The organism is Aeromonas rivipollensis, assembly GCF_010974825.1.
GTDB lineage: Bacteria > Pseudomonadota > Gammaproteobacteria > Enterobacterales > Aeromonadaceae > Aeromonas > Aeromonas rivipollensis.
The window spans coordinates 169,532-188,182 of record NZ_JAAILA010000010.1 but is presented as its reverse complement, the minus strand read 5'-3'; the positions used below and the strand labels follow the sequence as shown (position 1 = coordinate 188,182).

The window sequence follows — 18,651 nt, the reverse complement described above, 5'->3', positions numbered from 1 at the left end:
GCAAACCGACTAACTTACTCGCGGGTTATTCCAAAAAAATGCAAAAAACCCGCCCGGATCGCTGGTTTGGCTGCCTCATGGATTGAGCGTTTATTACACAAGACAAGCTCTCAACATAAGTACCAAGGCACAACCAGCATCTGCGGCTGATTTACGGACGAATTATTTGGGACGGATGTCCCCCGCAGAGGTAACCATGTCCTTGCTCGAAGTGAAAAACTTGCGGATCGAGTACCCCTCCCGCTATGGGGTGCTGGCCGCGGTCAAGGATCTCTCTTTTTCCGTGGAAAAAGGCGAGATCGTCGGCGTAGTCGGTGAATCAGGTGCCGGCAAGTCCACCATAGGCAATGCCGTCATCGATCTGTTGAGCCCGCCCGGTCGCATCGCCCGTGGCGATATCTACCTCAACGGCGAGCTCATCTCCGGCAAGAGCCAGAACGAGATGCGGGCCATCCGTGGCTCCCGTATCGGCTTCATCTTCCAGGATCCCATGACCTCCCTCAATCCGCTGTTCACCGTTGAACAACAGTTGGTGGAGACCATACTGGCCAATACCGATCTCAATCGCGAGGCCGCCTTTGCCAAGGCCCTCGAGCTGATGGGGGCGGTCGGGATACCGCAGCCGGAAATCCGCATCAAGCAGTACCCGCACCAGTTCTCCGGTGGCATGCGCCAGCGGGTGGTCATCGCCATAGCGCTGTCGGGGGATCCCGAGCTCATCATCGCCGATGAGCCGACCACGGCGCTTGACGTTTCGATTCAGGATCAGATCCTCCAGCTCATCCGCAACCTCTGCAAGGAGCGTCAGGTGGGCTGCATGCTGGTGACCCACGACATGGGCGTGGTATCCAACGTCACCGACAAGGTGGCTGTCATGTATCGCGGGGATCTGGTTGAGTTCGGCACCACAGAACAGGTGCTGGGTCGCCCCAGCCACCCCTATACCCGCAGCCTCATCTCGGCGGTGCCCCGCTCGGATGTGAAGCTGGTGCGCTTCCCCCTGGTCTCCTACATCGAAGACGCCAGTGCGCCGGATCTCAGCATCGATCTCAAGACCCACTGGCTCGGCCAGAGTCAGGACGAGCGCAGCTATGAAGGTGCCCTGCTGCGGGTGGAGAACGTGGATCTGAAGTTCGTCACCAAGGATTCCATCTTCCCGAGCCGCCGCCAGTACGTGCGTGCCTGCAACAACATCAGCTTCGAGATCTTCGAAGGGGAGACCTTCGGTCTGGTGGGGGAGTCGGGCTCCGGCAAATCCACCATAGCCCGTGCCATCACGGGCCTCTATCCGCCCGATACCGGCAAGATCTTCTTCGAGGGGATCGACCTCACCGCCCTGAAAGGGGAGCATGAGCGCCGCCCGCTGCGCCGCCAGATGCAGATGGTGTTCCAGAACCCTTACTCCTCGATGAACCCGCGCATGAAGGTGCGTGACATCATCGCCGAGCCGATCCGCTTCCACAAACTGGCGAGCAGCGAGAGCCAGATCCAGGGCATAGTGAGCGATCTGCTGGATCACGTCGGCCTCGGCCGCGGGGCAGGGGTCAAGTATCCCCACGAGTTCTCAGGTGGTCAGCGCCAGCGCATCTCTATCGCCCGCGCCCTGGCGACCCGGCCGCGCTTCCTCATCTGCGACGAGCCCACCTCGGCGCTGGATGTCTCGGTGCAGGCCCAGATCCTCAACCTGCTCAAGGATTTGCAGCAGGAGCTTGGGCTCACCATGCTGTTCATCAGCCACGATCTGCCGGTTATCCGCCAGATGTGCGATCGCATCGGCGTGATGCAGCACGGCCACCTGGTGGAGGTCGCGGAGACCGAAAAACTATTTACCAATGCCGAGCATGAGTACAGCCGCAAGCTGATCTCCCTCATGCCGGAATTTAAGGGAATGTCCCGCGAGGGGCTGGAAATCGCAAGCTAGGAAAGCACCGGCTCGCCGGTTTGTCTGTCAATAAAAAGCCAAAAGCATGGAGAAAGACATGAAGAAAGGATTATCCAAGATCGCCATGGCGCTGTTCGCCGCTGGTCTCGCGTTCAACGTTTCTGCCGCCGACATCAAGGTTGCCGTCGCCTCTGACGCCACCTCGCTGGACCCGCAGGAGCAGCTCTCCGGTCAGACCCTGGAGATGTCTCACCTGGTGTTCGATCCCCTGATGCGTTACACCCAGGATCTGCAATTCGAGCCGCGTCTAGCCGAGAAGTATGAGCGCATCGACGACAAGACCGTCCGCTTCCACCTGCGCAAGGGTGTCAAGTTCCACTCCGGCAACGACTTCACCGCCGATGACGTGGTATGGACCGTCAACCGTCTGAAGGCCTCCCCGGACTTCAAGGCGATCTTCGACCCCATCGCCGAAGCCAAGAAGGTGGATGACTTCACCGTGGATCTCGTCACCGCCAAGCCGTTCCCGCTGGTGCTGCAGACCGTCACCTACATCTTCCCGATGGACTCCAAGTTCTACAGCGGCAAGGATGAAGCCGGCAAGGACAAGGCCGCCATCGTCAAGAACGGCGACTCCTATGCCTCTACCCATGTTTCCGGTACTGGTCCGTTCAGCGTCAAGTTCCGCGAGCAGGGCGTCAAGCTGGAGTATGCCCGCAACGCCAACTACTGGGACAAGGCCTCCAAGGGCAACGTCCAGAACCTGACCGTGGTGCCGATCAAGGAAGACGCGACCCGCGTAGCCGCCCTGCTGGGTGGTGATGTGGACATGATCTACCCGGTTGCCCCGAACGATCTGGAGCGCGTGAAGAACGGCAAGGATTCCCAGCTGGTGACCCTGTCCGGTACCCGCGCCATCATCATCGAGCTGAACCAGAACACCAACCCGGCGCTCAAAGACAAGCGCGTGCGTCAGGCAATCAACTACGCCATCAACCAGGTGGGCATAGTCGACAAGATCAACAAGGGCTTCGGTACCCCCGCTGGCCAGCTGAGCCCGAAAGGCTATGCCGGTTACAACGAGGCGCTCAAGCCCCAGTATGATCTGGCCAAGGCCAAGGAGCTGATGAAGGAAGCTGGTTACGAGAAGGGCTTCAAGATGACCTTCATCTCCCCGGCTGCCCGCTACGTCAACGATGTCAAGATCGCCCAGGCCGTCTCCGCCATGCTGTCCAAGATCAACATCAAGGTGGATCTGAAGACCATGCCGGTTGCCCAGTACTGGCCCGAGTTTGACAAGTGCGCCTCCGACATGCAGTTGATCGGCTGGCACTCCGACACCGAAGACAGTGCGAACTTCTTCGAGTTCCTGACCTTCACCAAGGATGCCAAGACCGGCATGGGTCAGTACAACTGCGGCGGTTATGCCAACGCAGAAGCTGACAAGATGGTGATGGAAGCGAACACCGAAACCGATCCGGCCAAGCGTGCCGCCATCCTGCAGAAGGTGGAAGCCATGCTGATCGACGACGCTGCCTACGTGCCCTTGCACTGGGAAGACCTGGCCTACGGTGCCAAGAAGAACGTCGACATCAAGCCTGTGGTCAACGTGATGAACTTCCCTTACCTGGGTGACCTGGTGGTCAACAAGTAAGTGAAGCGCTAAGGAAGGACCTGGCGGGGCGCCCATGGGTGCCCCGTCATTAACAGAAGCCTGTGCCAAGACACAGGCCACGTAGAAGGACAAGCATGTTTACATTCCTGCTGAAACGGTTCTATCAGGCCGTGATAGTGATGTTCGTCATCAGCCTGGTCGCCTTCTCCATCCAGGACAACCTGGGGGATCCGCTGCGCGAGCTGGTGGGACAATCCGTCTCCGAGTCCGTGCGCCAGGAGCTGCGCGACAAAATGGGCCTCAATGATCCCTTTTTGGTGAAATACAGCCGCTTCTTGCAGAACGCGGTGCAAGGGGATCTGGGCACCTCCTATTTCTTCAAGCGACCGGCCCTCGAGGTGATCCTCGACAAGCTGGTGGCTACCCTTGAGCTGGTGTTTGCTGCCGCGCTCATCATCGTCGTGGTCTCCATTCCGCTGGGGGTTTATTCGGCGATAAGGCCGCGCAGTTTCCTGACCAAGCTCATCATGGCGGTGAGCAGCATCGGCATCTCGATCCCGGTCTTCCTGACCGCCATCATGCTGATGTACCTCTTCTCCATCCAGCTGGGCTGGCTGCCGGCCTATGGCCGTGGCGAGACCTACAACCTGCTGGGCTGGGAGTCGGGCTTCTTCACCTGGGACGGTATCAAGCACCTGATCCTGCCTGCGGTGTCCCTCTCCTCCATCATGCTGCCGCTGTTCATCCGGCTGGTACGCTCCGAGATGCTGGAGCAGCTCTCCTCCGAGTACGTGAAGTTCGCCCGTGCCAAGGGGCTGGACAACAACAAGGTCTACTACAGCCACGCCCTCAAAAACACCATGCTGCCGGTCATCACAGTCGGCGGCGTGCAGATCGGCACCATGGTGGCTTACACCATACTGACCGAGAGCGTGTTCCAGTGGCCAGGGACGGGTTTCCTGTTCCTCGAGGCGATCCACAGGGTCGATACCCCGCTGATCACCGCTTACGTCATCTTTGTGGGCCTTATCTTCGTGGTGACCAATACCCTGGTCGACCTGCTCTACGGGTTCATCAACCCGACCGTCAACCTGACCGCCAAGGGGTAACAGATGACTAACGCTGTAACTGCAAGCCCAAGCCGTTGGGCGCGATTCAAGAACTCTGACATCGTCTACTACTTCCTGCGGGACAAGGTAGCCATGTTCAGCTTTGCGGTGTTTGTGGTGTTCGTACTGGCGGCGCTGCTGGCGCCCTGGCTGGCACCGCACAACGTCTATGACCAGACCAGCTTCGATCTGATGGATGCGGAGCTGCCTCCCTCCTGGCTGGAAGGGGGCGAGGCGCGCTTCTGGCTCGGCACCGACAACCAGGGTCGTGACATCTGGAGCACCATCCTCTATGGCGCCCGCATCTCGTTGACTATAGGCCTGTTCGCCGTCGGTCTGCAGCTGGTGCTCGGCATCGTCATCGGCCTCATCGCCGGTTACTTCGGTGGTCGCATCGACAACCTGCTGATGCGCTTTGCCGACGTGCAGCTGTCGTTCTCCACCATGATGGTGGCCATCATCATCTCCGCCATCTTCCAGGCGACCTTTGGCTCCGAGTTCTACTCTAAGTTCGCCATCCTGATGCTGGTGGTGATCATCGGCATCGCCGAGTGGCCCCAGTACGCCCGGACGGTACGCGCCTCCGTGCTGGCGGAGAAGAAGAAGGAGTATGTGGAAGCGGCCCAGGTGATGGGGTTCCGTGCCCCGCGCATCATGTTCCGCCACATACTGCCGAACTGCCTGTCGCCCATCCTGGTCATCTCCACTGTGCAGGTGGCGAACGCCATCATGAGCGAGGCGGCACTCTCCTTCCTGGGGCTGGGTATGCCGGTGGATCAGCCGTCGCTGGGCTCCCTCATCAGCGTGGGCTTCAACTACATCTTCTCCGGCTCCTGGTGGATCACCGCCTTCCCGGGCATCTGCCTGGTGGTGCTGGTGCTGGTCATCAACCTGCTGGGTGACTGGCTGCGGGATGTGTTTAACCCGAAGATCTACAAAGGGTAAGAAGGGTCAGACACGCAGAAAACAAGAAGGGCGCCATCAGGCGCCCTTCTTTATTGCTAGCGTTTGCCCTTGTCTGGCTCGCCGCCGGTTTGTGCGTCAGGCCTGCAGCCAGGCCTCTATGCTGGCCTGGATGCCCGTGGCATCCAGCCCCAGCTGGGCATAGCTCTCCTCCTGGGTGCCTTGCTCCACGAAGCGATCCGGCAAACCGAGATTCAGCACAGGTTTGCACTGTTTGCTGCGCATCAGTAGCTCGTTCACCGCAGAGCCAGCCCCGCCCATGATGGCGTTGTCTTCCAGAGTGACAAACTGATCGTGGGAGGCGGCAAGGGAGAGCACCAGCGCCTCGTCCATGGGCTTGACGAAGCGCATGTCCACCAGGGTGGCGTCCAGCGCCTCGGCGGCGGCCCTGGCCTGATGCAGCAGGGTACCAAACGCCAATATGGCGGTGCCCTTGCCTTCACGAACGATGCGACCCTTGCCGAGTGCCAGCGCTGTCATCTCGCTCTGGATCTCGGTGCCGCAGCCGCTGCCACGGGGATAACGCACCGCCGCGGGCTGGTTGCACTGATAGCCGGTGTAGAGCATCTGGCGGCACTCGTTCTCGTCGGACGGCGTCATCACCACCATGTTCGGCACTGTGCGCAGGAAGCTGATGTCGAACGCCCCCTGATGGGTAGGGCCGTCGGCACCCACCAGACCGGCGCGGTCTATGGCGAACAGCACCGGCAGGTTCTGCAGCGCCACGTCGTGGATCAGCTGGTCATAGGCCCGTTGCAGGAAGCTTGAATAGATGGCAACCACGGGTTTCTTGTCGGCGATGGCCAGGCCGGCGGCGAAGGTGACCGCATGCTGCTCGGCGATGGCCACGTCGAAGTAGCGATCCGGATACTGCTGGCTGAACTTGACCAGCCCCGAGCCCTCGCGCATGGCGGGGGTGATGCCGACCAGACGCTCGTCCTTGGCGGCCATGTCGCACAGCCACTGGCCGAAGATGGCGGAGAAGGTCGGCTTGCCGCCGGCATTCTTGGGCAGGGCGCACTCGTCCGGGTTGAACTTGGGCACGGCGTGGTAACCGATGGGGTCTTTCTCGGCAGGCTCGTAGCCCTTGCCCTTCTTGGTCTTGACGTGCAGCAGCTGGGGACCCTTGAGGTTGCGCATGTTGCGCAGAGTCTCGACCAGAGCGTGGATGTCGTGGCCGTCGATGGGGCCTATGTAGTTGAAGCCGAACTCCTCGAACAGGGTGCCGGGGACTACCATGCCCTTGAGGTGTTCCTCGGCCCGCTTGGCCAGCTCCTTGACCGGCGGCAGCCCCGCCAGCACCTTCTTGCCGCCTTCGCGGATGGTGGTGTAGAGCTTGCCGGACATCAGCCTGGCCAGGTGGTTGTTGAGCGCCCCGACATTTTCGGAGATGGACATTTCGTTGTCATTGAGCACCACCAGCATGTCCTTGTGGACATCGCCGGCGTGGTTGAGGGCCTCGAACGCCATGCCCGCCGTGATGGCGCCGTCACCTATGACGGCCACCACCTTGCGGCCCAGCCCCTCGCTCTCGGCGGCAACCGCCATGCCGAGGGCAGCACCTATGGAAGTGCTGGAGTGGCCCACGCTGAGCACGTCGTACTCGCTCTCTTCCCGCCAGGGGAAGGGGTGCAGGCCATCTTTCTGGCGAATGGTGTGAATGCGCTCGCGCCGACCGGTCAGGATCTTGTGGGGATAGGCCTGATGGCCCACGTCCCACACCAAGCGATCGAAGGGGGTGTTGTAGACGTAATGCAGCGCCACCGTCAGCTCGACTGTGCCGAGGCCGGAGGCGAAGTGGCCGCTGGAGCGGCTCACCGAGCGCAGCAGATACTCGCGCAGCTCTTCGCACAGAATGGGCAGCCGCTCTTTGGGCAGGGATCGCAACTCGACCGGCGTATCCGCGAGGGCCAGGTTGGGGAAATCGCTAATATCAACGCTCATATTGTTACTGTTATCCAGCGTTTAGTGGGTTCGCTCGATGATGTAATCGGCAAACGCTTCCAGAATGTCGGTATTGTAGGGCAAGGATTGCAGGGCTGTTAAGGCCTTGTCATGCAGTTCGCGAGCCAGCTCACGGGCAGGGTCGAGACCGAGCAGGGCCGGATAGGTGCTCTTCTCCTGCGCCAGATCCGAACCTTGCGGCTTGCCGAGGGTGGCGGTGTCGCCCGTGATGTCGAGGATGTCATCCTGCACCTGGAAGGCGAGCCCGATGGCGGCGGCATAGGTTTGCAGCGCGGCCAGGGTGGCAGGCGCCACGTCGGCCTTGCACAGGGCCCCCAGGGTGACGGCGCACTCGATGAGGGCTCCCGTCTTGTGGCGATGCACCTGCTCCAGCTCGGCGAGGCTGATCCGGCGGCCTTCGGCCTCCAGATCCAGCGCCTGACCGCCGCACATGCCGAGATAACCGGAGGCGCGGGCCAGGGCGCTCAGCATCCGTACCCGGTTGGCAAGCAGTTCGTCGGGGAGGGGATGGTCCGCCAGTATGGAGAATGCCAGGGTCTGCAGGGCATCACCGGCCAGGATGGCGGTGCCTTCATCGAATGCCTTGTGCACTGTTGGTTGGCCGCGGCGCAGATCGTCGTTATCCATGGCGGGCAGATCGTCGTGCAGCAGGGAGTAGGCGTGAATGCACTCCACCGCAGCGGCGGGGCCGTCGAGCCGCTCGCTTGGCACCCCCAGCATCTCGCCCACGGCGTAGACCAGGAAGGGGCGTACCCGCTTGCCGCCGAGCAGCAGGCCGTATTTCATCGCATCCCGCAGGCGCGGCGCCATGGCGGGCAGAGCCTCAAGCTGTGCCGAGAGGCAGTCGTCGATGCGGCGCCGGTGCAGGCGGGAGAAATCGTCCAGGGTCACTCACTCCTCTCCTTGCTCTGATCGAAAGGGGACCGCCTGTTCGCTGCCGTCGGCCTGGGTCAGGAGGATCTGGATCTTCTGCTCGGCTTGCTCCAGCTTCTGCTGGCCGGCCCGCACCAGATGGATGCCCTGTTCGAATTGTTTGAGTGCTTCCTCGAGGGGGAGCGACCCCTGTTCGAGTTGATGCACTATGGTTTCCAGCTCTTCCAGGGTGGCATCAAAACTCAGACGGTCGATTTTTTTACTGGCCATGTCCATCCTCGGGGATTGAAAAAAACGGCTCATCTTAACATCGACCGGGCACAGGGGGGAGGCAGAAAAGTGTGCCGCCCTCAAACTATCCTGACCGCGGCCGATAACAAGGGGCTGGCATCCATCTATTGCCGACCTGTTATGAAGGCGTGCCGGGCTTGCTGCCCGAGGCGCAATAGCAGAAAATTCAACGCAATATAAATAAATGGCAAGTTCGGCGACAGGAGTAGGGATGTGGATTTAGGCAGTCTGATAGGCATAGTGCTGGGATTTGGGGTCGTGGTGTACGGCATGCTGCTGGGTGGCCCCATGAACATGTATGTGGATATGCCCTCGGTCTATATCACCATACTGGGCTCCCTCTTCATCTGCATGATGAAGTTCAACCTCAGCCAGTTCCTGATGGCGTTCAAGGTCGCGGGCAAGGCCTTCATGTACAAGGGCGACAAGCTCGATGACCTGATTGCCAAGGCGGTAGAGCTGGCGGACGCGGCCCGCAAGGGGGGCTTTCTGGCGCTGGAAGCGGCAGAGATCCCCAATGCCTTCATGAAGAAGGGCATCGACATGCTGGTGGACGGCCATGATGCCGATGTGGTGCGCGCCGTGATGGAAAAAGACATAGAGCTGACCTCGGAGCGCCACGTCATCGCCATCAAGGTGTTTCGCTCCCTGGGGGATCTCGGCCCCGCCATGGGGATGATAGGTACGCTAGTGGGGCTGGTGGCCATGCTGGCGAACATGAGTGATCCCAAGTCCATAGGCCCGGCCATGGCGGTGGCCTTGCTGACGACTCTGTATGGCGCCATCGAAGCCAACATGGTGGCCATCCCGATTGCCGACAAGCTGGAGCTGCGCAGCGGCGAGGAGCAACTGAGCCGCACCCTGATCCTTGACGCCATAATGGGCATCCAGGATGGCCAGAACCCTCGCGTGATCCAGGCCATGCTGCAGAATTACCTCAACCAGTCCAAACGCAACAACGGGCTCGACTAGGAGGCCCCATGGCAAAGTGCAAGTGTCCGCCTCCCGGTCTGCCGGGCTACATGGGTACCTTCGCCGATCTCATGTCCCTGTTGATGTGCTTCTTCGTGCTGCTGCTCTCCTTTGCGGAGATGGATGTGCAGAAGTTCAAGCAGATCGCCGGTTCCATGGAGAAGGCGTTCGGGGTGCAGAACATCCTGGAGGTGAAGGATATTCCCAAGGGAACCTCGGTCATCGCTCAGGAGTTTCGCCCTGGCCGGCCCGAACCGACCCCCATCGACACCATCATGCAGCAGACCATAGACATGACCCAGACCGAGCTGGATTTTCAGCCCGGGGATGCGGATCAGGCGGGGGGGCATGACAAGACCGAGGGTCAGCAGAGCGGTGGCGACACCGCCCAGCAGGCCCAGAAGGCGCAGGCGCAGTCCAACGAACTGGCCAAGGCGCTGGCCGAGCAGATGCAGGCCCAGATCCAGGACGGGGCCATAGAAATAGAGGCGCTGGGTCAGCAGATCATCATTCGCATCCGCGAGAAGGCGGCGTTCCCGGCGGGTTCCGCCTTCCTGCAGCCACAGTTCTGGCCGGTGATCCGTAAAGTGGCGACCCTGCTCAAGGATGTGCCCGGGGAGATCACCGTCTCCGGTCACACCGATGACGTCGCCACCGAAGACGAGCTGTTCCAGTCCAACTGGGAGCTTTCGTCCCAGCGGGCGGTGGCGGTGGCCCACCAGATGATCAAGGTGCCCGGCTTTGACGGCAACCGTCTGGTAGTGCAGGGAATGGCAGACTCCCAGCCGCTGGTGCCGAACAACAGCCCGGAGAACAGGCGCATGAACAGGCGGGTGGAGATCGCCATCATGCAGGGCAAACCGACGGTATCTGCTCCTATCGGGGTGGCTGATCCCAAGTAGCTTTCGCCAGTCTGCACCATCCCGCTCGCAGCGGTTGTCTCCGATAACCGCTGCTTCTCTTTTTCTGTTGAGTCGGAGTTGCCTAGCAAAGGGCCTCCGCTCGCCGCATGTTCAGGCAAATCGGGTGCGAACAGTGTCCGATTGAACCGCGCCTCTGCGGTTTGCCCGCCCATCAGTCACTCCCAATGCGGCGCCTGTCGCGCGGCAAGGCTCCCTCATCTCCCCCCCTGATCTCATGCCGCTCCCCCGTGGCCTTGTCGACCTCCCGCGTTATGTACGATGCCGTACAGAACTGCGCGCTGCCCCGTGTTACATCTTCGTCACGGCGAATGGATAGCACCCGGGTTGCCGGATGTGCGTTTTTTCAGCCCTTCAGGAAGGAACCACCATGAACCATATCTTCAGTGCCAGCTTGCTCCTCACCGGACTGCTGTTGCTCCCGTTAGCCAGCCACGGTGCCGAGCTCACCGACGACACCGATGCCGCGCAGTCGATGCCATCTGAATCGTCGACCATGGAGTCCTCGACGCTGGAATATGTCGAGGACTCGGTCATCACTACCAAGATCAAGGCGGGGCTTGCGGCCGAGCAGATGTCCAGCCTGGTCAATATCCATGTCGATACCGATGATGCCGGGGAGGTCACCCTGAGTGGCGGCGCGGTGGATCAGGCGGCGCTGGACAAGGTCGTGGCGATTGCCATGGGCGTCGAGGGGGTGACCTCTGTCAAGAATGACATCAAGGTCGGTACCGAGCGCTAGGCAAACACCCGACGACCTCTCATGGCAAGGCGTCATGGTGTGCAGGGGAGCCTTTGAGCTGGGTGATCCGGCACGCTGCCTGTGTGGCTACCGCCATCGGTCGATGGCTGCCCTTAGGCACGTCGCCCGTTCGGGGTTGCCACTCTGTTGTCAGGGTGGCCAGCCTTGAAGCCGACCACCACACCGGCGGCCATGAGCCGGACGACGCCACAGGCGCTGGTGCTGTCGGGATCCTGGACTGCGCTGGGTATGGGCAGGCTGACAAGCGAGCTCGACGCCCTTGCCATTCCGGCCGGAGAGCATTGGGCCATCGACGCCTCTGGCATCGAGGCCCTCGATACGGCCGGGGCCTGGATCCTGCAAACACTGCTGCGCCGGCTGCGTGATGGTGCGGCTGGCGTTGAATTACGCCAACTGCGCCCGGAGTTCGCCAGGCTGTTCGATGCCCTGGCTCAGGAGTCCGCTCCGGGGCCCGCGCCTATCCCCTCTCACCCTTTATCCCGCCTGGAAAGCCTGGGTCAGGGCACGGCGAGCCTGCTGGCACAAGGCTGCGCCCTGCTCGCCTTCATCGGCGAGTGCACCTTCGCCTTGGGTGGCTGGCTGGCCCATCCGACACGGATTCGCTGGCGCCCAATTCTTTACAACATCCGCAGCGCAGGTGTCGATGCCCTGCCCATCGTCGGTTTGCTCTCCTTTCTGCTCGGCATCGTCGTCGCCTATCAGGGGGCCGCGCAGCTGCGCATCTATGGCGCCAACATCTTTGTCGTCGATCTGGTCGCGCTCTCGATGCTGCGAGAGTTTGCACCGCTGATCACCGCCATCATAGTCGCCGGCCGCTCAGGTTCCGCCTACGCGGCGCAGATAGGTACCATGGCGGTGACCGAGGAGATCGACGCCATGCGCACCATAGGCATTGCGCCGCTCGACATGCTGGTGCTGCCCAAGGCGCTCGCTCTCCTGATCACTCTCCCCCTGCTCACCCTCTTCGCCGATCTCTTCGGCGTCCTGGGGGGCATGCTGATGGCGCACATCCAGCTGGATGTCGGCACGGCCGAATTCCTCGATCGCTTCGTCAAGACGGTGAGCGTCACGGATCTGCTGATCGGCATCGGCAAGGCGCCGGTATTTGCCGCCATCATAGTGACCGTCGGCTGCTTCCAGGGGTTTCAAACCAAGGGAGGTGCCGACAGTGTCGGACGACAGACGACCCGTAGCGTCGTCCACTCCATCTTTATGGTGATAGTGGCCGATGCGCTCTTCTCGGTTGCATTCAGCGCCCTGGATCTCTGAGATGAAGGCGCCAGATGGCAGTGTCACCCCGGCCATCATCATCAGCCAGTTGATGACGCGCTTTGGCGAGCATGTGGTCCATGACGGGATCGATCTGGTGGTCAACCACGGCGAGATCTTCGTGCTGATCGGCGGCTCGGGATCGGGCAAGTCGACCCTGCTGCGGGAGATCATCCTGCTTCAGCAACCCGAGTCGGGCTCGATCCGGGTGCTCGGGGTCGATCTCGCCAACATCGAAGACGCCGACGCCCTTGCCCTGCGCCAGCGCTGGGGCGTCATGTTTCAGAGTGGCGGCTTGTTCGGCTCCCTGACCGCCAGGGAAAACGTGGGTCTGCCGCTGCGTGAGCACACCGAACTCGCACAGGGGCTGATCAACGACATCGCCGACCGCAAGCTGGCGATGAGCGGCCTGGAGCCGGTCGTGGGGGATCAGTACCCGGCCGAGCTGAGCGGCGGCATGTTAAAGCGTGTCTCGCTGGCACGTGCCCTGGCCCTCGATCCCGAACTGCTCTTTCTCGATGAGCCGACCGCAGGTCTGGACCCCGAAAGCGCTGGCGAGATTGACAGTCTGATCCGCAAGTTACGCGATCTGTTCGGCCTGACCATAGTCCTTATCACCCACGATCTCGATCTGCTGTGGCAGGTGGCCGACCGCGTCGCCGTGCTCGGCGACGGCAAGGTGCAGGGGATAGGGTCGATGACAGCGCTGGCAAAGATGGATCTGCCGGCAATCCGGCCATTCTTCGAGGGCCCGCGAGGGCGGGCCGCCGAGCAACGCAGCGAGGGAACATGATGGAAACCAAGGTCAGTTACGCCCTGGTAGGGGGTTTTGTCGTCATCCTCGGCACCCTGCTGGTGGCCGTCATCCTCTGGCTCGCCTCGGGAGGGGCTTTCCAGAAGGCATACGATCTCTATCTGGCGATCTCGGAGGAGTCGGTCGCCGGCCTCAATCTCAATGCTCCGGTCAAATACAACGGTGTCGATGTCGGCAGGGTCAGGCAGATACGGCTCGATCCGGCCAATCCCGAGCAGGTCAATCTGCTGTTTGCCATCGAGCGAGGCACGCCGATCAGGCAGGACACTGTGGCCGTGCTCAAGACACAGGGCCTGACGGGGATCGCCTATGTCGAGCTGAGCGGCGGGGCCAGCGACATGCCTCTGTTGCAGGCTACCCCTGGTTATCAGTATCCGGTGATCCGCACCCATCCCTCTCTCGCTGCTCGCCTCGAGAACGTCCTCACCAGCGTGTTGGCCAAGCTGGACAGTACCTCGAACAGCCTCAACGCCCTGCTCGGTCCGGAGAATCAGGCGGCCTTCCAAAGCACCCTGACCGACATTGCCCGGGTGGCGCACACGCTGGCCGAGCGCAACGAGAGCATAGATGCCGCTCTTAAGGATGCGGCCAGGGTGATGAAAAACAGCGCAAGCGCGAGTCACGAGCTCTCCCCCCTGATCGCGCGTATCGGGCGGGCGGCGGATGCCGTCGAGAAGATGGGCAATGAGATCGCCGGCACCAGTGCCAGCGCAGGCAAGACCCTCAACGCGGTCGGCAGCGACATCAACCGCTTCACGGCGGAGAGCCTGCCCCAGCTGGAACGCCTGCTCGGCGAGCTCAGCGTGCTGACGACCTCGCTGCGCCGTCTCAGCGAGCAGACCGAACGCAACCCCTCCGGGCTCCTGTTCGGCCGCAAGCCGGTGCCGGATGGCCCGGGAGAATCATCCGAAGGAGGGCAACCGCCATGATCCGCCAGTCAGCACCTCCCTTTACCCGGCTCGCCGTCGCCGCGCTGTTGCTGCTTCTGCCCGCTGCCTGCAGCATGTTCGATGCGGCCAAGGTGCCGCCACCTGCCTTCTATTCGCTCTCCGGGGTGGGTGCATCCCCCCCGACCAAGGCCGCAGCGGCCAGACTGGGCGCCGCGCCTACGCTGATCGTCAACCCGCCACGTGCCGCCCCCGGTTTCGACAGCCAGCGGATCATCTACGTTCGCGAGCCCTATCAGCTGGAGTATTTCGCGCACAGTGAATGGATCGATACGCCCGCCCGGATGATAGCTCCGCGCATAGTCGCCGAACTCGAGGACACGGGGGCCTTTCGCGCCGTCGTCCTGGCTCCCAGCGCGGCTGCGGGGGATCTGCGCCTCGATGTCGAAATCATCCGCCTGCAGCAGGAGTTCGACAGATCACCCAGCCGTACCCGCTTCACGCTGCGGGCCTACCTGGTGGACAGCGACAGCCGCCAGGTGCTGGCCTGGCGCGAATTCGACGAGACAGTGCCAGCACCGCAGGCCAATCCCTACGGCGGCGTGATGGCGGCCAATAGTGCCGTTCAGCAGGTCGTGCAGCGCCTGGCCAGCTTCTGTGCCGACGCCACAGGCAACTGGCGCCTCTCACCCGGGGCGCGCCGCTGAACCGCAGATGTGGCAGAGAAAAGGGGGCAGGCACAGGCCGGGGAGCTGCAGGCTCCCTTGGTTCTGACATCTGGATGGGGCTTCATCTTGATGCCCGAGGCTCAGCCTCTCCTGTCGGCGGGTTGTGTCGCCTCGGGGCCTTGCCGGTGGTAGCCGGGGGAGGGGATCGCACAAGTGGTGCTCTGGCTTAACGCCGTATCAGCGAGCCATTGGTCAGGTGCCGGGCCCGTGCTCTATGTGGGTCAACGTACAGACCCCCTGTTGTGTGCGGCTTATGCTCACGATGGCTGGTGCGGGATCCCATTCTCGGTGCTCGCACCCTCATCCAACTGACTATCAGGAGTTCATCATGAACAAGGACCAGCTCAAGGGTCGTACTGAAGAGACCAAAGGCAAGGACGACAAGGAATCAAAGGGGGCGATTCCAGTGTCCGCCGGCAAACACCAGGCAGCCCCCGACGAGAGAAAAGAAGATCGCAGGGACGCCAGAAAGGGGAAATAAATTGTTACCGCGTTGGTTAGCGTTCTGCCAACGCGCTTTTCCCCTCACTCTTTCTTCCAACAATGTCAGGAGTATCAAATGAACAATATCATTCCATCCAGCCGTCTTGGGTCAAGAGTACTCAGCGCCAGCACGCTCAGTGGCGACGATGTGTACGACCCGAGAGGTGAAAAGCTGGGCAGCATCAAGGAGCTCATGCTGGATATCGAAAACGGCAAGGTGTGCTATGCGGTGCTCTCCTTCGGCGGTTTCCTCAGTCTCGGCGAGAAGCTGTTTGCCGTACCCTGGAGCGCCTTGAAGGTCGATACTGAAAACAAGCGTTTCATCATGGATACCACAGAGGAACGCATGAAGAATGCCCCGGGATTTGATAGCGACCACTGGCCCAACATGGCAGATACCTCTTGGGAAAAGAGCATCTACAGCTATTACGACACCAGGTACTGAGGTGGTTTTGCACGCTGGCTTGATGTTGGTCTGCCTTTTGATCCCCTCCGGCCTATGATCGTCAGCAAGGCATGGAAACGTGTCTGCAAGCATGATTTCACCTAGGCAAGGCGAGGCTCGATGCGGTGGTGAGCCTGATCAAACAACCAAAACGAAAATATTGCAGCCAGGGTCAAGGTCGCCGTGGCTGCCTCCGTTCGCCTCATCCTCTCGATTTTCTTCAGCCTCCCGGCAGGCCTCTGGTCATTCAAAGCGCGATCCCGCTCGCAGGGGCTGACATGGATTTTGTGGCAGCTTCATATTAAGATGCCTCATCCGAACCGATAGCTGCGGCTCTCTTTGATTGCCGCAGCTTCTCTTTTTCAAGCAACCCAGGTTTCGACTATGAATCATACTCCGATGACTGTTCGCGGCGCTGAAAAGCTGCGTCAAGAGCTCGACTATCTGAAGAGCGAGCTGCGTCCCCAGATTATCGAAGCGATTGCTGATGCCCGTGAACATGGTGATCTGAAAGAAAACGCCGAATACCATGCCGCTCGCGAGCAGCAAGGTTTCTGTGAAGGCCGCATTCAGGAAATTGAGAGCAAGCTCTCCAATGCCCAGGTGATCGATATCACCAAGATTGCCAACAATGGCCGCGTCATCTTCGGTGCGACCGTGACTCTGCTGAAAAGCGAAACGGAAGAGGAAGTGGTCTACCGCATCGTGGGTGACGACGAGGCGGACATCAAACAGAACATGATCTCCGTGAACTCGCCCATTGCCCGTGCCCTGATCGGCAAGGAAGTGGACGACGTGGCCATCGTCAAGACACCGGCTGGCGATGTTGAGTACGAAATTCTGGAAGTCGCCTACCTCTGACGATGAGGGGCGGTGAAGAGACAGGGGAGCCCGGCTCCCCTGTTGCATTTAGTCCCCCTGATAGGTCTGGACGAAGGCGTCCTGATGACGCTGGAAGAGCCAGTCCCGCAGTTGCTCCTGATCTCCCTTGTCTAGCTGGAATTGCAAGGCCCAGTCATGGTGCTTCTGGTGGGACTGGACATGCCTTATGAGGGTGCCGCTCAGTGCCAGGGGAGGCAATCCCTCGATGCCGAGGGTGCCGTGCAGCCGATCGCCCTTGGTCAGAGTCGGTGGCAAACCGGCCACGATGAGACCGCCAAGGGAGAGGCTGTGCACCTCATACTCGGCATCGCTGGTGTGCAGGACGGCTTTCTCATCGAGTCGCCAGGCGCGCAGGTGAGGGGAGCCCAGCTCTGTGATGGTGGGGGCGGCGATGCGCAGCTCGGTGTGGCCTTCCGCCGCCAGGGTACAATGCAGCGGAAAACGCAGTTGATGGCCGGCGATACGGGCCTCGATCGTCAAGGGGCTGGCCCGTTGCAACAGGCTCTGTAGGGGAAGACTCAGGTTGCCTCGCAGGAACTGGCCGGCGGCCATGTCCTCTGCGTCTCCCAAGTCCTGCAGCATAGCCAGCTCCTCGTCGGTGAGAATCTGATGCTTGTCCATAGTGGATGTCCGCAAGTATTCATCGCAGGTTAAGGGCCTGACGACTATTTTGGCAAGCGACTTGGGAAGAAGAGAAATGAAGGAAAGAGCGAACGCTCTTTCCTGTTACTTGCGGGGCAACTGGATCTTGGGTTCTGTGGCCTGACGATAGATGGTCAGTACATGGCCCATGCTCTGTACCTTGATGGCGCCTGTCTCACGGACGATGGCTTCCATCACCAGCTGTTTCATCTCACGATCTTCAGACGACACCTTAACCTTGATCAGCTCGTGGTGGTTCAGCGCCAGATCGATCTCGGCCAGCACCCCTTCGGTCAGGCCGTGTTGTCCCAGCAGGACGACCGGCTTCAGGCTGTGGGCTAGGCCCTTGAGGTACTGTTTCTGTTTATTGTTGAGAATCATGGCAATTTCTTCATAAGTCAGGGTTGAAAGGGGCGTATTCTACCCCCACTTAGCCCTTAATACTAATAACCCTTGTGGTTTTTTAAAGTCGACAATCATGACCCAGAAAAAACATTCCCCCAGTTCAACCCGCTGGTTAAAAGAACATTTTGACGATCATTACGTCAAAAAAGCCCAGAAGTTGGGACTGCGTTCCCGTGCCGTGTTCAAGATCGATGAGATCCAGGGCAAGGACAAACTGCTCAAGCCGGGCATGACGGTGGTGGATCTGGGGGCGGCCCCCGGTGGCTGGTCCCAGTTTGCCATCGATCAGGTGGGTGACAAGGGGCGAGTGATTGCTTGCGATATTCTGCCGATGGATTCCATTGCCGGTGTCGATTTCCTGCAAGGGGACTTTCGGGAGGAAACTGTGCTTGCCGCCTTGCTGGCACGAGTTGGCCCGGACAAGGTTGATGTGGTCATGTCTGACATGGCGCCCAATATGAGCGGGACCCAGCAGGTGGATCAGGCTCGCTCCATGTATCTGATCGAGCTGGCGCTGGACATGTGCAATCAGGTCCTGCGCAGTAATGGCAGTTTCGTGGTCAAGGTATTCCAGGGGGAGGGGTTTGATGCCTATCTCAATGAAATTCGTAGACTTTTCTCTGTCGTCAAGATTCGTAAACCAGACTCCTCCCGTGCCCGTTCACGAGAAGTCTACATTGTGGCTACCGGTTTTAAACTGTAGTACCCTAACCCTCATCGTTAACTGTCAGTCTGCGAGGTCA

20 protein-coding genes are annotated in these 18,651 nt (G+C 60.6%); 15 read left to right on the top strand and 5 right to left on the bottom strand.

The genetic code is table 11. From position 1 onward, the window contains the following. Positions 1 to 196: 196 nt before the first annotated feature. From G4923_RS07550 to G4923_RS07535, 4 genes are all read left to right on the top strand, one after another. On the top strand, positions 197 to 1,921 hold the full coding sequence (locus G4923_RS07550) for a dipeptide ABC transporter ATP-binding protein (protein WP_111910392.1): 1,725 nt from the start codon (positions 197 to 199) through the stop codon (positions 1,919 to 1,921). 58 nt (positions 1,922 to 1,979) lie between these two features. After that, positions 1,980 to 3,536 carry an ABC transporter substrate-binding protein gene (locus tag G4923_RS07545; protein WP_106887629.1) on the top strand — a complete coding sequence of 519 codons (1,557 nt, stop codon included), beginning with the start codon at positions 1,980 to 1,982 and terminating at the stop codon, positions 3,534 to 3,536. A 95-nt stretch (positions 3,537 to 3,631) separates the two neighbouring features. After that, positions 3,632 to 4,606, top strand: coding sequence for an ABC transporter permease (locus G4923_RS07540; protein WP_106887628.1), 975 nt, complete (start codon positions 3,632 to 3,634; stop codon positions 4,604 to 4,606). A gap of 3 nt (positions 4,607 to 4,609) precedes the next feature. Beyond that, positions 4,610 to 5,551, top strand: coding sequence for an ABC transporter permease (locus G4923_RS07535; protein WP_025326038.1), 942 nt, complete (start codon positions 4,610 to 4,612; stop codon positions 5,549 to 5,551). Positions 5,552 to 5,647: 96 nt separating this feature from the next. Here G4923_RS07535 and dxs read toward each other — a convergent pair whose 3' ends face one another. The 3 genes from dxs to xseB are packed head-to-tail and all read right to left on the bottom strand — an operon-like array spanning position 5,648 to position 8,677. Beyond that, the gene (gene dxs, locus G4923_RS07530; protein ID WP_163136396.1) at positions 5,648 to 7,513 is read right to left on the bottom strand and encodes a 1-deoxy-D-xylulose-5-phosphate synthase; all 1,866 of its coding nucleotides are present in this window, start codon (positions 7,511 to 7,513) and stop codon (positions 5,648 to 5,650) included. 21 nt (positions 7,514 to 7,534) lie between these two features. Continuing rightward, a complete protein-coding gene (ispA, locus tag G4923_RS07525; protein ID WP_106887626.1) occupies positions 7,535 to 8,425 on the bottom strand; it encodes a (2E,6E)-farnesyl diphosphate synthase in 891 nt (296 codons plus the stop codon). Continuing rightward, positions 8,426 to 8,677 (bottom strand): exodeoxyribonuclease VII small subunit, encoded by a 252-nt coding sequence (gene xseB, locus G4923_RS07520; RefSeq protein WP_025326041.1) that lies wholly within the window; start codon positions 8,675 to 8,677, stop codon positions 8,426 to 8,428. Between the two features lie 234 nt (positions 8,678 to 8,911). Between xseB and pomA the strand changes: the two genes are divergently transcribed. The 10 genes from pomA (at position 8,912) to greA (ending at position 16,840) form a co-directional block, all read left to right on the top strand. Next, complete coding sequence (pomA, locus tag G4923_RS07515) at positions 8,912 to 9,670, top strand: flagellar motor protein PomA (protein WP_106887625.1); 759 nt, start codon at positions 8,912 to 8,914, stop codon at positions 9,668 to 9,670. Between the two features lie 8 nt (positions 9,671 to 9,678). Beyond that, positions 9,679 to 10,572 carry a flagellar motor protein MotB gene (locus tag G4923_RS07510; protein WP_025326043.1) on the top strand — a complete coding sequence of 298 codons (894 nt, stop codon included), beginning with the start codon at positions 9,679 to 9,681 and terminating at the stop codon, positions 10,570 to 10,572. Between the two features lie 388 nt (positions 10,573 to 10,960). Then, complete coding sequence (locus G4923_RS07505; RefSeq protein WP_111910388.1) at positions 10,961 to 11,332, top strand: BON domain-containing protein; 372 nt, start codon at positions 10,961 to 10,963, stop codon at positions 11,330 to 11,332. 165 nt (positions 11,333 to 11,497) lie between these two features. Further along, positions 11,498 to 12,622 (top strand): ABC transporter permease, encoded by a 1,125-nt coding sequence (locus G4923_RS07500; protein ID WP_205597167.1) that lies wholly within the window; start codon positions 11,498 to 11,500, stop codon positions 12,620 to 12,622. A gap of 1 nt (position 12,623) precedes the next feature. Next, positions 12,624 to 13,415, top strand: coding sequence for an ABC transporter ATP-binding protein (locus G4923_RS07495; protein ID WP_163136394.1), 792 nt, complete (start codon positions 12,624 to 12,626; stop codon positions 13,413 to 13,415). Beyond that, positions 13,412 to 14,365, top strand: a complete 954-nt coding sequence (locus G4923_RS07490) for an MlaD family protein (protein WP_205597166.1) — start codon at positions 13,412 to 13,414, stop codon at positions 14,363 to 14,365. The genes G4923_RS07495 and G4923_RS07490 overlap by 4 nt, the downstream gene beginning before the upstream one ends. After that, positions 14,362 to 15,030 carry an ABC-type transport auxiliary lipoprotein family protein gene (locus tag G4923_RS07485; RefSeq protein ID WP_163136392.1) on the top strand — a complete coding sequence of 223 codons (669 nt, stop codon included), beginning with the start codon at positions 14,362 to 14,364 and terminating at the stop codon, positions 15,028 to 15,030. The genes G4923_RS07490 and G4923_RS07485 overlap by 4 nt, the downstream gene beginning before the upstream one ends. A 349-nt stretch (positions 15,031 to 15,379) precedes the next feature. Next, on the top strand, positions 15,380 to 15,532 hold the full coding sequence (locus tag G4923_RS07480; RefSeq protein WP_163136390.1) for a hypothetical protein: 153 nt from the start codon (positions 15,380 to 15,382) through the stop codon (positions 15,530 to 15,532). A 78-nt stretch (positions 15,533 to 15,610) separates the two neighbouring features. Then, positions 15,611 to 15,979, top strand: coding sequence for a PRC-barrel domain-containing protein (locus G4923_RS07475; RefSeq protein ID WP_106887621.1), 369 nt, complete (start codon positions 15,611 to 15,613; stop codon positions 15,977 to 15,979). A 384-nt stretch (positions 15,980 to 16,363) separates the two neighbouring features. Continuing rightward, complete coding sequence (gene greA, locus G4923_RS07470) at positions 16,364 to 16,840, top strand: transcription elongation factor GreA (protein WP_041205192.1); 477 nt, start codon at positions 16,364 to 16,366, stop codon at positions 16,838 to 16,840. A 48-nt stretch (positions 16,841 to 16,888) separates the two neighbouring features. On the opposite strand, the gene G4923_RS07465 is transcribed toward greA, so the two are convergent. Together G4923_RS07465 and yhbY are read right to left on the bottom strand one after the other, a co-directional pair. Further along, complete coding sequence (locus G4923_RS07465) at positions 16,889 to 17,482, bottom strand: PilZ domain-containing protein (RefSeq protein ID WP_163136389.1); 594 nt, start codon at positions 17,480 to 17,482, stop codon at positions 16,889 to 16,891. A 105-nt stretch (positions 17,483 to 17,587) separates the two neighbouring features. Further along, positions 17,588 to 17,884, bottom strand: a complete 297-nt coding sequence (gene yhbY, locus G4923_RS07460) for a ribosome assembly RNA-binding protein YhbY (RefSeq protein WP_025326057.1) — start codon at positions 17,882 to 17,884, stop codon at positions 17,588 to 17,590. Between the two features lie 97 nt (positions 17,885 to 17,981). Here yhbY and rlmE point away from each other — a divergent pair, with 97 nt between their 5' ends. After that, positions 17,982 to 18,611: a 23S rRNA (uridine(2552)-2'-O)-methyltransferase RlmE gene (rlmE, locus tag G4923_RS07455; RefSeq protein ID WP_005326622.1), complete on the top strand. Its 630-nt coding sequence runs from the start codon at positions 17,982 to 17,984 to the stop codon at positions 18,609 to 18,611. Positions 18,612 to 18,651 lie beyond the last annotated feature (40 nt).

Excerpts from the sequence above, each read along its gene's own strand:
- G4923_RS07505 (WP_111910388.1), top strand. The coding sequence starts at position 10,961 with ATGAACCATATCTTCAGTGCCAGCTTGCTCCTCACCGGACTGCTGTTG.
- G4923_RS07550 (WP_111910392.1), top strand. The coding sequence starts at position 197 with ATGTCCTTGCTCGAAGTGAAAAACTTGCGGATCGAGTACCCCTCCCGC.
- G4923_RS07540 (WP_106887628.1), top strand. The coding sequence starts at position 3,632 with ATGTTTACATTCCTGCTGAAACGGTTCTATCAGGCCGTGATAGTGATG.
- G4923_RS07510 (WP_025326043.1), top strand. The coding sequence starts at position 9,679 with ATGGCAAAGTGCAAGTGTCCGCCTCCCGGTCTGCCGGGCTACATGGGT.
- greA (WP_041205192.1), top strand. The coding sequence starts at position 16,364 with ATGAATCATACTCCGATGACTGTTCGCGGCGCTGAAAAGCTGCGTCAA.
- yhbY (WP_025326057.1), bottom strand. The coding sequence starts at position 17,884 with ATGATTCTCAACAATAAACAGAAACAGTACCTCAAGGGCCTAGCCCAC.
- dxs (WP_163136396.1), bottom strand. The coding sequence starts at position 7,513 with ATGAGCGTTGATATTAGCGATTTCCCCAACCTGGCCCTCGCGGATACG.
- G4923_RS07495 (WP_163136394.1), top strand. The coding sequence starts at position 12,624 with ATGAAGGCGCCAGATGGCAGTGTCACCCCGGCCATCATCATCAGCCAG.
- G4923_RS07465 (WP_163136389.1), bottom strand. The coding sequence starts at position 17,482 with ATGGACAAGCATCAGATTCTCACCGACGAGGAGCTGGCTATGCTGCAG.
- G4923_RS07535 (WP_025326038.1), top strand. The coding sequence starts at position 4,610 with ATGACTAACGCTGTAACTGCAAGCCCAAGCCGTTGGGCGCGATTCAAG.
- G4923_RS07480 (WP_163136390.1), top strand. The coding sequence starts at position 15,380 with ATGAACAAGGACCAGCTCAAGGGTCGTACTGAAGAGACCAAAGGCAAG.
- G4923_RS07485 (WP_163136392.1), top strand. The coding sequence starts at position 14,362 with ATGATCCGCCAGTCAGCACCTCCCTTTACCCGGCTCGCCGTCGCCGCG.
- G4923_RS07490 (WP_205597166.1), top strand. The coding sequence starts at position 13,412 with ATGATGGAAACCAAGGTCAGTTACGCCCTGGTAGGGGGTTTTGTCGTC.
- G4923_RS07475 (WP_106887621.1), top strand. The coding sequence starts at position 15,611 with ATGAACAATATCATTCCATCCAGCCGTCTTGGGTCAAGAGTACTCAGC.
- G4923_RS07545 (WP_106887629.1), top strand. The coding sequence starts at position 1,980 with ATGAAGAAAGGATTATCCAAGATCGCCATGGCGCTGTTCGCCGCTGGT.
- xseB (WP_025326041.1), bottom strand. The coding sequence starts at position 8,677 with ATGGCCAGTAAAAAAATCGACCGTCTGAGTTTTGATGCCACCCTGGAA.
- rlmE (WP_005326622.1), top strand. The coding sequence starts at position 17,982 with ATGACCCAGAAAAAACATTCCCCCAGTTCAACCCGCTGGTTAAAAGAA.